The 11,132-nt window shown below is 67.5% G+C and carries 9 protein-coding genes and 1 pseudogene; 5 read left to right on the top strand and 5 right to left on the bottom strand.

Features of this window, described 5'->3' with window-relative positions; genetic code table 11:
* Positions 1–521 precede the first annotated feature (521 nt).
* The 4 genes and pseudogenes from ACH4ZA_RS39630 (at position 522) to ACH4ZA_RS39615 (ending at position 4,043) form a co-directional block, all read left to right on the top strand.
* Positions 522–3,032, top strand: a complete 2,511-nt coding sequence (locus tag ACH4ZA_RS39630; protein WP_398433856.1) for a Helicase associated domain protein — start codon at positions 522–524, stop codon at positions 3,030–3,032.
* Positions 3,033–3,119: 87 nt separating this feature from the next.
* A complete protein-coding gene (locus ACH4ZA_RS39625; protein WP_229868564.1) occupies positions 3,120–3,461 on the top strand; it encodes a PadR family transcriptional regulator in 342 nt (113 codons plus the stop codon).
* Positions 3,462–3,470: 9 nt separating this feature from the next.
* Positions 3,471–3,656: pseudogene (locus ACH4ZA_RS39620) on the top strand (hypothetical protein); the annotation flags it as partial.
* A 252-nt stretch (positions 3,657–3,908) separates the two neighbouring features.
* Positions 3,909–4,043 carry a hypothetical protein gene (locus tag ACH4ZA_RS39615; protein ID WP_360020206.1) on the top strand — a complete coding sequence of 45 codons (135 nt, stop codon included), beginning with the start codon at positions 3,909–3,911 and terminating at the stop codon, positions 4,041–4,043.
* 92 nt (positions 4,044–4,135) lie between these two features.
* Here ACH4ZA_RS39615 and ACH4ZA_RS39610 read toward each other — a convergent pair whose 3' ends face one another.
* The gene (locus tag ACH4ZA_RS39610; protein WP_398433855.1) at positions 4,136–4,666 is read right to left on the bottom strand and encodes a hypothetical protein; all 531 of its coding nucleotides are present in this window, start codon (positions 4,664–4,666) and stop codon (positions 4,136–4,138) included.
* Between the two features lie 345 nt (positions 4,667–5,011).
* Between ACH4ZA_RS39610 and ACH4ZA_RS39605 the strand changes: the two genes are divergently transcribed.
* Positions 5,012–5,197, top strand: coding sequence for a hypothetical protein (locus ACH4ZA_RS39605; protein WP_037680736.1), 186 nt, complete (start codon positions 5,012–5,014; stop codon positions 5,195–5,197).
* 56 nt (positions 5,198–5,253) lie between these two features.
* On the opposite strand, the gene ACH4ZA_RS39600 is transcribed toward ACH4ZA_RS39605, so the two are convergent.
* The 4 genes from ACH4ZA_RS39600 to ACH4ZA_RS39585 all read right to left on the bottom strand — a co-directional run bounded on the left by ACH4ZA_RS39600 (position 5,254) and on the right by ACH4ZA_RS39585 (position 10,905).
* Positions 5,254–6,090: a hypothetical protein gene (locus ACH4ZA_RS39600; protein WP_158973293.1), complete on the bottom strand. Its 837-nt coding sequence runs from the start codon at positions 6,088–6,090 to the stop codon at positions 5,254–5,256.
* Positions 6,091–6,236: 146 nt separating this feature from the next.
* Positions 6,237–8,204, bottom strand: coding sequence for a hypothetical protein (locus ACH4ZA_RS39595; RefSeq protein WP_398433854.1), 1,968 nt, complete (start codon positions 8,202–8,204; stop codon positions 6,237–6,239).
* Positions 8,205–8,266: 62 nt separating this feature from the next.
* Positions 8,267–10,222 (bottom strand): cell envelope integrity protein TolA, encoded by a 1,956-nt coding sequence (locus ACH4ZA_RS39590; RefSeq protein WP_158973292.1) that lies wholly within the window; start codon positions 10,220–10,222, stop codon positions 8,267–8,269.
* Positions 10,219–10,905 (bottom strand): hypothetical protein, encoded by a 687-nt coding sequence (locus tag ACH4ZA_RS39585; RefSeq protein ID WP_398433853.1) that lies wholly within the window; start codon positions 10,903–10,905, stop codon positions 10,219–10,221. The genes ACH4ZA_RS39590 and ACH4ZA_RS39585 overlap by 4 nt, the downstream gene beginning before the upstream one ends.
* Positions 10,906–11,132 lie beyond the last annotated feature (227 nt).

Here is an 11,132-nt window from a genome sequence, read left to right as displayed (position 1 = left end):
CGAGCCCGGAACGGGGCCTCCGCTCCGCTCCAGCCCCAACCCACCCGGCCCGTAGGGGAACTGAGGAGAAAAGCGGCAGCAGTGAGAGGGGGAGGCGGGGACCGGAATGCTGGCGCGGGCCGAATCGGGGGACTCGGTGGGGGTGACGGAGAGTCAGAGTGGCATGGAAACGCTGGGCTGGGATTGGACTTGAAACCACGATCGCATGAGCTCCCGTCAGGCTGCTTTCCGGCTCCGGTAGGGCCAGACTAACAGGATCGCGCCACGTTCGAGGGATTTTCTCCCTTGTTGCTGCTTCATTTTGAACCACGAGATAGACTCTGGACTCAGAGCGCACCACCCTTGGAACGCTCGGAGGCTTATCGAGATCCACTTAGGACCCTTGCGAGTGCTTCGGTGAGGCAGAGTAGCCAACCGCCCGAGCCACTCCCACCGTAGCCCTTGTGACGCTTCTACGTGCAGGTTTCCCGTTTCCCCTCACTCGAACCGACCGGGCATCACCCAGGAGAAAGCAGACAGGAATGTCGACCACGAACCGCGCAGATCAGCGCGAGGCCGCCCAGCGAGAAGCCATTGACGCGGTCCTCCGTGCCCTCGAACTCCCTGCAAGATCGCTGGTGCCGGAGAGGGGTCTGCGGACACAGGTGATCATGGCGACCGGGTCCGGGAAGACCCGGGTGGCGGTCCGGAGCGCGGAAGAGCTCCACGCGGGCCGTGTGCTGGTCCTCGTGCCCTCTCTGGATCTGCTCGCCCAGACCGAGTCTGCGTGGCGTGAGGGAGGCCGCCGGGGCCCGATGATCGGGGTCTCGTCCCTGCGGGGTGAGGAGGTGTCCTTTCCCAACACCACGGACGTGGACGAGCTGGTGGAGTGGACGAGGGGCCTGGAGAAGGTCACCGTGTACGCCACGTACGCCAGCCTCGGTCTGGGCACGCTGGAGCGGGCGCACACCGCCGGCCTTTCGGCGTGGGACCTGATCGTGGTCGATGAGGCGCACCGAACGTCGGGCCGGATCGGCAAGCCGTGGGCGGTCGTTCACGACAACACCCGCATCCCGTCCCTGCGGCGGCTGTACATGACGGCAACGCCCCGGCTGTGGCAGCTGGACGAGGACCAGGAGCAGGGCGCGCCGGGTGAGCTGGTGGCGAGCATGGAGGACGACCCGGACGGGCCGTTTGGCAGCCGGTGCTTCACCCTGACGCTGTCGGAGGCGATCGACCGGGGAATCTGTGCGCCGTACCAGGTGGTGTGCGTGGACATCACCGACACGCAGTTCCAGGCCGCCATGCTGCTGGGTGCCGAGGGACGGTCGGACGAGATGCGCGGGGCCCGGCTCGCCGCGCTCCAGACTGCCCTGGTGAAAGCCTCAGCAGAGGAGGCCTTCAAGCGCACGCTGGTGTTCCACCACGTCATCAAGGAGGCCGAAGCCTTCTCGGCCGGGGTCCCGGACGTCGCGGCGCAGCTGCACGCCGCCGATCCGGAGCTGTACCCGGCGACGGTGTGGGCGGACTGGCTGTGCGGCGATCACAAGGCGCTCCACCGCTGGCGCGTGCTCGGGGAGTTCTCCTCTCTCATCGCCACGGACGGCACGGTGGTGGAGAAGGCGTTCCTCAGCTCGGTGAAGGTGTTGGGCGAGGGGGTCGATACCCGCAACTGTGACTCCGTGTACTTCGCGGACGTGCGCGGCTCGATGCCCGATCTCGTCCAGGCGGTTGGCCGTGCGCTGCGGATGCAGCCCGGCGAGGGCAAGATGGCCTCCCTCGTGGTGCCGGTGCTGCTGGCGCCCGGGGAGACGGCGGACAACATGCTCACCAGCCGGGCGTTCGGCGGGCTGGCGAAGCTGCTGGAGGCGCTCAGGGCGCACGACACTCGCATCGTGGAGCAGTTGGCGCAGCAGCAGGCTCCGAGCCGCTACAAGCCCGTCCAGAAGGACGCCAAGGGCAAGGAGAAGAGCGGGGGCGGGGACGGTGGGCCGTCCGCGTCGGCGAAGGCGTTGCTGAAGTTCTCCACGCCGCGCGACCCGGCCGCGCTGGCCGCGTTCATCAACCTGCGGGTCCTCAACCCCGAGCACGAGCACTGGCGGCGCGGCATCGAGGCCGCCGTGCTGTACGCGCGGGAGGTCGGCGACCTGAAGGTGCCGTTCACGTACCGGGTGCCTGCGGGTGAGGAGGCTCAGGCTGAGGGGTGGCCGGCCTCGCTGGCCAACTTCCCGCTGGGGCAGTGGATCGCCGACGCCCGCCGCTTCTACGCCCGCGGGGACATGGACGAGGACCGCGTCCAGCAGCTGGAGAAGCTGGGCATGGTGTGGTCGCACTTCGACGTCGCGTGGGAGGAGGGCCTGGCCGCCGCCCGAGGCTGGGCTGCCGAGAACGGGCACCTCCTGGCCCCGCTGGACGCCACCTACCAGGGCGCCAGGGTGGGCATCTGGCTCAAGAACGCCCGGGCCGCCGCCCGCAAGGCGATGGACATCGAGCAGCGGCGTGCCGAGGGCCTGCCGGTGGGATCGGTGGCCGGCGCACTGTCGGAGGACAGGCGCGAGCAGCTGGAGGAGATCGACGCCTCGTGGTGCCCCACCTGGCCGGTGGAGTGGCAGCGGGCGTTCCACCTCACCCGGCTGCACCTGGACGACGGCGGTGCACTGCCGACCGAGCCGGGTGACGTCCTGCGCCAGGGCGAAGACCTCGGGCGGTGGGTGCGTGCCCAACGGCTGAGCTGGGACAAGCTCACCGCCGTGCAGCAGTGGATGCTGGAGCAGGTCCTCGGGATCGAGCCCGCCACCGAGGACGAGAAGCCCAAGCCGCGCCGTACGCAGGCCGACAAGTGGGCCGCCAACCTGGCAGCCGCGAAGCAGTTCTACGAGCGTGAGGGCCATCTGAACGTCCCTCGCAAGCACGTGGAGACCGTGCTCTCGGGTGAGGGATGGGAACTGCAGTTCCGTCTCGGGGCATGGATCGGCAACCAGCGCTCCCGTGCGGCAACGCTGCCGGAAGACCGACGCGAGCAGCTGTCCGCGATCGGGATGCGCTGGGCGTAGGTAGCGACAGTTCGAGGTGCGGCATCTGCCTGAGGCAGATGCCGCATTCCGCTGTTGTGCAGGTGAATCCCATACTAGAGTTCTGGCATGGCAAAGACGCCGCGCATGACGCTCCAGACACAACTGGTGCTGCGGACCCTGCTGGAGAGCCCTGCCGAGGCCCGTTACGGTCTGGAACTCTCCCAAGCAGCAGGCCTTCCCACTGGCACCATCCATCCGATCCTCGCCCGCCTCGAGAACACAGGCTGGCTTGAGTCCTTCTGGGAAGACCAGAACGAGATCGAGAAGACCGATCCGCCCCGGCCCCGCCGCCGCTACTACCGCTTCGCTCCAAGCGGTGCCGAGTCCGCCCGCGTCGCTCTCGCCGCCGCCTACCAGGGGGGCGCCACCTCTGCCCGCCTTCGCCCTGCTGATGGTCTGGGGAGTTGAGGCTGCGTTATGCACGGCGCCGACAATGAGGTCAGCGAAACGCTCACGCTCCCCTGGTTAGTGATCCGCCAGGACGACAACGGCAACCGGTACCGGGTCGGCAGGTATGCCACCCGCGACGAAGCCCAAAAGATCAGCGAAGATCTCGATGAACGCGGCCATCGGCAGCTCTACTGGGTGGAACGCGTCGGACAAGGCCGTGCAACTCCCAGTACCAACAGCAGTGACTCTGCGCGGGACATCGTGCGAGGTGGCCCCTCGGGCATCCGACGCGGGCTCGGGCAAATACCACCCCCTCCCCAGGAATCCGCTGACGCCGTCAGGGATGAACCCGCGAGCGACATGGACGACTGTGCTGACCGGCGCCTACAACGGGCACGGCCTCTGTTCGAAGCACTCTCCCGCCTCCTGCCCGCGAACGCCCGTGACCGCTGGCCCGAAGAGTGGATGGCAGAGTGGGTCGACCTCGGCAAGCAGCCTCTGCGTACCCGGGTGGCCTGGCTGCTGCGGGTCACACTGCGCAGCGGACTGTACTTCGCCTGGTCCCTTCGCCTGGCGGCGCGACGGCAGCGTGTCCAATGAGGCCCCAGGTGGCAGGAGCCGTCGCAGACACCCCGCCGCTTCCCCGTCAGGACAACACGGCTGATCACAAGCAGACGACCACATGCACGCGTCTAGAAGGGCGGTTCGTCGGAGTAGCCGCCCTTGGCTGGAGTAGTCGGGGCCGGCGTGGGCGTGGTGGCCCACGGATCATCCTGCGTGGGCTGAGTGCGAGGGGCGCCCCACCCCGAGTTGGATCGCGCCGGCGGGACAGGAGCGGGGGCGTTCTCCGGTTCGACGCCATCGATGTCGTCGTTCAACAACTGGCGCAGGCGCTCCCTGCAGGTGGTCGGATCCCCATCGTCGTTCCAGTCGGACGACTCCGACCAGCGCCTGCGGTCAGGGTCCTGACCACCGATCTCGCACAGGGCTCGCAGGACCGCGTCGACTCGCTCCCACGTGCTGATCGTCTGCCCCTTGAGGAGCCGACGGATGGTTTCCCGGCTTACAGGAAGTGGATCCTGCATAGAGCTGGTCTTCGCTGCGATGCGGGCGGGTGTAGGGCGCCCTGCTTCCTTGAAGTGGACGAACAGCTCGGCGACAAAGTCACGCCTGGTCCCATCAGGCAGGTCGGCTTTGCTGGGCATCCGCAGCATCTGAGGCATCCATCAACTCTCGCACGCATCAACTCGGTTCGACACGCGATTGCTCACGAATGCTCGGCATGACACCCCAGGTGACCCCGGGATTACTCGTGTTGAGGTCACAAAGACCCAAGTAGAACCGCATTGGCGTCTCGTTGACACAGATGGACTTCTTTCGACAATCCACTGTTTTCGCTGGTCAGAGCGGGTTTCGAGGTGCTTTTGTTGGTCCTCGTCCACACCACGAGACGTCAAAAATCTCAATGGGTGGACAACGGCACGGCTGTCGCCGGAAACGGCGACGGCCCCCTGGTGGGCAGGGAGCCGTCTGCAGAAGACCGAACATCCCCGACGAAGGAGAAGCTCATGTCCAAGCCCGAGCGTACGGGTAACAGCCCGGACCCGGAACCCCTCCCGTCCTCGAGGACCAGGTGGGCCAAGCGCGCCCGGCGGCTCCGCAATGAGGCCGGCCTGCATCTGCTCCGAGGGGTCGCAACCGCGGTCGGCGGCGCCATCGTCGCGTACGGCGGCCTCTGGATCCAGTCGCGCTGACAGCGGCCAGACGACCCGAGCCGTGGCCGGCGGCAGCCTGCATGGCCGTCGGCCCGCTACGGGCGATCCTCAAGCCGGGCAAGCAGGCCAGCGGCGGTGGCGACTGCCGCAACGGCGTCGGCGCGGGTCCAGACGAAGTTCTCGGTCGTGCCCGAGTCGTCGTGCGGGGCACCGCTGAACAAGGCGAAGGCGCTCTGGATGAGTACCGCCCAGCGCTCCTCCTGGTCCCGCTCCGCAGCCTTCTTCTTCGCCGCCTGGTCGTGGACCTTTTGGGTGTTGCAGGCCTCCCGTACGGGATCGAGGGCTGCGCGGGCAAGGGTCACGGCGTACTCGTACCGGCCGTCGCGGACCGCTCTCTTCGCTTCGCGGATCCGTCGTGCGCCGGTGGCCCGGGCCTCCACGGTGGTGACCGGGATGAGCACGTCGACGAACGCGCCGGCATCGAGCTGGGTGAGGGCGTTGCTCCACGTCGCGTGCGGGATACGGATGATCTCCTGGTCCTGGGCGACGGGCCAGTGCTTCGTCTCTGCCAGGGCAGTCAAGCTGAGTTGGGCGCGCAGGACCAGGTCGGCACCCGCGCGCAGCTTCTCCAGGCCGCGAAGCTGCCGGTCCGTCACGGTCGTCTCCAGCGTGAGCTGCATCTTGAATGGCTTCAGCCCCACGGGGCCCCTCGGGGCGTGGACGCTGCCGATGTAGCTGGCGGGGTTCGGCATCTCGTGTACCCAGAGGTCGCCGGAGGCAAGGAAGGGCGCGTCCACGGTGTAGTTGCCGCGGGCGGTCACGTCGAAGGTCAGGGCGAGACGGTGTACGTCCCAGCCCTGGGTGAAGGTCACGTTGTGCTGCGCCTGGACGTCGACGCTGTAGTCGTTCATACCGAATTGGAAGTTAGCCATCGTTCCTCGCCTGGTTGAACTCTTGCCCGATGGTCGCAGGCCAACCGCCGCACCGGCAGCGCTTTTTGGCAGGGGATCACGGCGTAGCCAACTACAGCCCCTCATGGGCGGACTGCTTCGTGGCGTCCAGGACGCGACGATCTCCTCTAGGGCATGGCTGGCGTAGTCATGTCGTACGGAGAGGTCCGGTTTCCGGGGACACGGACGACGACGGCCCATCGGTCTCGTTGTTCTGGGACGGGCGAGGGGATGTGCTCTGCCCACATGTCGTCGCGGATGTTGGGGATCCAGCTCGGTTTGGGTGTCAGGTCGAGGACGACCAGCATGCCCAAGGTGATGCCGCCTGCCTGGTAGGCGACCGTTTGGCCGAGGTAGCGCCGTAGCCCCTTGCGCGTTGTTTTGCCCTTTGTGCGCTTGCATTCGATGACGGTAGAGAAGCCGGGGAAACGGACTTCGATATCGGCGCGGCCTCCGCTGCGGTCGGTGACTTCGATGTCGACGTCCTCCAGGTTGCCGTAGAGGTAGTCGTGGAGGTCCTCCTGGACTGTCTCCTCCAGGGGAAGCTTTTCGCCAGGCTTGGGGGCGAAGAGGTAGGCGAAGCGAGGTGTGTGGTGGGCTCGGGCGCGATTGGTCCTGCTGTGCAGGAAGCGGATGGTCTGGACGATCAGGTGGGCGAAATACTGCCGGACGGTGGGGTGCTGGAAATCGTCGCAGCCCTTCAATACGGCGATGATGTCGTTGTAAATGTGCTGCTGGGCGATCGGCAGCCTGCTGATCAGGGTGGCTTCCCAGTCTGCGTGGCCAGCCTGGAGGCTGGTGAGCATGTGTGCGGGCAGGCTGGCGAGGAGCTGGCTACCGAGTTCGGCGGCCAGTTCCGGGTAGGAGGCCGCCGCCGCGGCTTTTCCCGGGCCTTCTGACTGCGCCTGGGGGGCGTCGGCTTGTAGGCGGTCGTCAATGGCTTGGAGAAGTTGGTGGGCGGCATTGGCGTCCCAGTCGTCGGGAGCGTCGGCGACCAAGCCGCGTAGGTGCAGCAGCAAGCCTTGGCGGTTGGCGAAGGCGTCTTCGATGCGCGGGGCGACCAGGACTTGCAGGCCGGGGGCGGCGTCGGCTGGCTGGAGGCGGACGCTGCGATGTGCGGTATAGGTGGCAAGGATGTGCTGGATGGTCTGGTTGGGCCATATGGTCAGCCGCTGGTCGAGGTGAGCGTCAGCATGTTCGAGGTCGAGGCTGAGGGTGTACCAGGCCGCTTCGGTGTCGTAGCGGCCGGCGCGCCAGTGGGTGCGAGTGCCGGTCAGCCACATGGCGTGCTCGGTCAGTGAGCGGCGCAGCTGGCAGGTCGCTGTGGTGAGGGTAGTGGTGTCGCCGGTGTCGAAGGCAAGGACAGCGTCGAGCGCGGCAAGGTAGGCGGCGGCGTCGGGACGGTCTTCGTCGGCGTCGATGGCCTGTTGAAGGAAGCTGCGGGCCGTGGTGAATGCCGCAAGGAGGGTGGGGCGGTCGGGGGCGTTGGCGGCGTCGGCAAGGTGGCACATGGCGAGCTCGTAGGCGGCGTCGCCGTGGACCGCGGTCTGGGTGAAGTGCTGCAGCGCGGCGAGCAGGTCGCTGTCCCGCCAGTGTTCGTAGGCGGTGCCCAGGGCGCGGACGACGCGGCGGGCGTAGGCGGCAGGGGCCCTGGTGGCGCCGGGGTCGACGAGGCGGTCGAGGAGTCCGTAGCGGCGCGTGGTTCCCGGCAGGGCGAGGCGGAGAGCGGCTTCGAGGAAGAGGCCGGCGAGTTCGGCTTCCATGGGGGTGGTGTGGTGGCGACTGCGTTCGAGGGCGAGGGTGTTGAGCTGGGAGCTCGCGCGCTGGAGGTAGCCGGGGTGTTCGACGAGCTGGTCGAGGAGGTCGTCAGCAGCCGCGGGGCTGGTGGCTGTGGTGAGAGCGCGGGTGATGAAGTCGGCGGCCTTGTCGGGGTGGTGGAGGGTGTCCCATTCGGCAAGGAGGGTTTCGGCGGCGCGGAACCACAGCGGGGAGGCGGCCAGGGTGTCGGCCTGCTGCCAAAAGGTGTCCTCACCGCCAAGGTCGGTGAGGGTGGGTGGATCGCCGTCCTGGGCGAGGAGCGTCTCGAGTGGGGTCACGGCGGGTGGCCTTTCTCGATGGGACAGGCGGCGAAGGACGGTCGGTCACCTTAACGGGCCGGTCACCACACGGGCTCACCCGGGCCTGCGGCTTTCAGTCGGTCGGCGGGGATGACCGTGGTGGCCAGGTCGCGTTTGGCGGTGGCGGTGATGACTTGGAGGCCGGAAGTCTCCTCGCAGATGTCCTTGAGCTGGCTGAGGACTTCGGCCAGGTCGACGTCGATGGTTTCCTGTGCGCCGGCGGAGTCGAGCAAGAGCAGTCCCGGGTGGCGGCCGACGCCGGTTTCCTTGCCGACGCGCAGGAGGGCGAGGAGAGTAGCGATACGTAGCCGTACATGCTCACCGGGGGTGACGGCGGTGAAGGTGGTCTTGCTGTCGCCCTTGGCGATCTGAAGCGTGCCGTTGCCCAGTAGTTTGACGGCTTGGAGTTCTTTCATCCCCAGCCGGATCGCCAGTTGGCAGATCTCCGCACTCAGGGTGCCCAAGAGCTGGTCTGAGGCCTTCTTCGCGCGTTTGTCGGCTTCCTTGGCAGCTGCCTCCAGGACGCTTTCTTCCGGTGACTTCCGATCAGGCTGCTCGGCGCGGCGTTCGGCGGCTTGGCGCTCTGCGAGGGCACCCTCGACACGGGCGACCTCAAGATGGGCGCGCAGAGAAGACTCGCTGGGCATGGCTGTCTGGGCTGCGGCGAGATCAGTGCGGGCCTGGGCCAGGCCGGCCTCGGATGCGGTGACGGCTTGGGCGGCCTGTCGGGCTGATTTCTTCGCTGCGGTGTGGGCCTCTTTGAGGGTCTGGATGGAGGCGGCGAGTTCATCGGCTGCCGACGGATCGACGGGGACTTCTGTGGGGGCGGAGCCGCAGATGCGGCAATGTGCCTCGTCGAGGTCCGCGTGGGGCAGCTGGTCCAGTGCGGTGGAGCAGCGCGGGCAGCAGGTGGGTTTCAGAGCCCCGAAGAAACGCTGGGCAGCCGCGGTCTCACGCAGGTCCCGCAGTCGGCTCTGATCAAGGACCAACGTTTCGTGGAGTTCCTGCTCGGCTTGCTGACTTTGGTGCATCTGCTGCACCGCGTGAGCGTGCTGGGTGGTCAGTTCGGCCAGTCGGGCACCGGCCCGCTCCACGGCCTCGGCCGCCTCTTGAATGGTGGGGCCAGCTTCGGCCTGCGCTGCCGCCTGCCGGGCTTGAGCCAGCTGGTCTCGGAGTTCTTGCACAGAGGCGCTGCGGGCTGCCAGGTCCTGCTGCGCGCGCCGACGCTGTCCTCGCAAGGACTGCTGCACCAGCCCCAGGGCTGCATTGGCGTCGCGGCGGGTGGCCGTCCAGGGCAGACCGACGAACATCTGCAGAAGGCTCACCATCGTGCCGCCGCCAGCGGTCTGCCCCAGCAGGGCGTCGCTCTCGCGGTTGCGGCACAGAAGAGCGTGGCTGAAGGCCGGCCAGGATGTGACCACCACTTGGCCGTCGGCGCTGCCTGTCGTGGCCTGGTCCGTCGTGTCCGCAGTGGCGTCCTTGCGCCAGCCGCGCAGGAACTCCAAGCCGAGCCTGTCCATCATGAACGCGTCCATCACGGACGCGAATTCGGCCTCGCCCGCGAACTGCGTGGCGTGCTCCTGGATGCCCACGGTCAGGGTGCCGGTGAGCTGGCTGCCGGTGGTGTCGACGCCTACCGTGAACGGTTCGTTATCGATCTGGGCGTCCAGGCGTACGTGGTGGATCCAGTGGCGCACGTCGGCCTGTAGAGCGTCCGAGCCGCGCAGGCACCACCAGATGATCTCCAGAATGCTGCTCTTGCCTCGCAGGTTGTCCGCCGTCACGCCCCACAGGCCGGGTCCCAGGTCCCAGGAGAAGTCCACCGTGCCGGTGGACTTGCCGCTCTTTTCACCGGTGAAGGCCAGGCGCTTAACTAGCAGTTGACGCGGACGGGGCAGGATGCCGCTCTCGCGCACTCCGTGCCGGGCCAGGATCTCTCCTGCCAGCCCTGCCTCGATACCTGCCCGGCGGGCTACCGTCTCCACAAAGTCGCTCATCGGCTTGCTCCCGCCCTCTGCTCCGTGATCTGCGCAAGCCGCTGCCGCACGCGGTCGGTGATACCGCTGATGCTGGCCTTCCACACCGTGCGCTCGTACTCCGCCTGCGCGTACTGCAGGGCCTTCAGCTGGCTGCCGCTGCTCTGCCCCGCCACCGCCAGCACGATCGCCGCGCGTTCGTCGTACCAGGCCAGGTCCGAGGCAGTAGTCCGCAGTTCCCCCGCTAGGCCCCGGCCAGCGGGCAGCAGGTAGTAGTCCCACCGGTCCACCTTCACCGGTGGCTCCCCCACCGCCACGATGTCAATCAGGCCGTGCGCGTACAAAAGGCCCAAGGCATCGTCCAGTGCCTCCCAGGCGCCGAACCGCCAGCGCAGCATCGGATAGCGGGAGATCTCTGGTTCATCCCCCTCCAGAAGAGCACCAGCTCGCTCTAGCGCCCCCGCAGTGTCGTCGACGTTGCCTGCCTCGACCTGGTTGAGCAACTCATCAGCCAGGTAATCGGGATTCCGCAGCCAAAAATCCAACGCCTGCAGCCGCTTCTGCCCCCGGATCACCGCAACCGCTCCCTGCGGCTCCTGCCCGGCCTGGTCATCACCGTGCGGCGCGCCGCAGTGATCCAACAGGAAGAGCAGCCGCACCGCGTCCTGTGCGCGCGACGCCCGCCGCACTCCGGACTCCGCCACCCGACTTCCTCCCCCGTGCTGACAACCAAGATCCCACAACTAGCACATGACGACAGCTGTGCGTAACCACTTGAACACCCGTCCCTGGACGAGTGCGTCTACTCACAACGGGACACGGCGCTTGGTCCTCGACTAGGCAGTTTCGTTTGGATCACCGCGCCGACCAGAGGAAGATGCCCGCGATGTGGAGTCCGGCCAGGTAGATGGTCGCGGTCTTCTCGTAGCGG

Source organism: Streptomyces sp. NPDC020597, assembly GCF_044335095.1.
Lineage (GTDB): Bacteria > Actinomycetota > Actinomycetes > Streptomycetales > Streptomycetaceae > Streptomyces.
The sequence above is the reverse complement of the archived record's forward strand: the minus strand, read 5'-3'. Positions and strand labels throughout refer to the sequence as shown.

Coding starts and splice junctions, on each gene's coding strand:
- ACH4ZA_RS39630 (WP_398433856.1), top strand. CDS start 522: ATGTCGACCACGAACCGCGCAGATCAGCGCGAGGCCGCCCAGCGAGAA.
- ACH4ZA_RS39625 (WP_229868564.1), top strand. CDS start 3,120: ATGGCAAAGACGCCGCGCATGACGCTCCAGACACAACTGGTGCTGCGG.
- ACH4ZA_RS39615 (WP_360020206.1), top strand. CDS start 3,909: ATGGCAGAGTGGGTCGACCTCGGCAAGCAGCCTCTGCGTACCCGGGTG.
- ACH4ZA_RS39610 (WP_398433855.1), bottom strand. CDS start 4,666: ATGCCTCAGATGCTGCGGATGCCCAGCAAAGCCGACCTGCCTGATGGG.
- ACH4ZA_RS39605 (WP_037680736.1), top strand. CDS start 5,012: ATGTCCAAGCCCGAGCGTACGGGTAACAGCCCGGACCCGGAACCCCTC.
- ACH4ZA_RS39600 (WP_158973293.1), bottom strand. CDS start 6,090: ATGGCTAACTTCCAATTCGGTATGAACGACTACAGCGTCGACGTCCAG.
- ACH4ZA_RS39590 (WP_158973292.1), bottom strand. CDS start 10,222: ATGAGCGACTTTGTGGAGACGGTAGCCCGCCGGGCAGGTATCGAGGCA.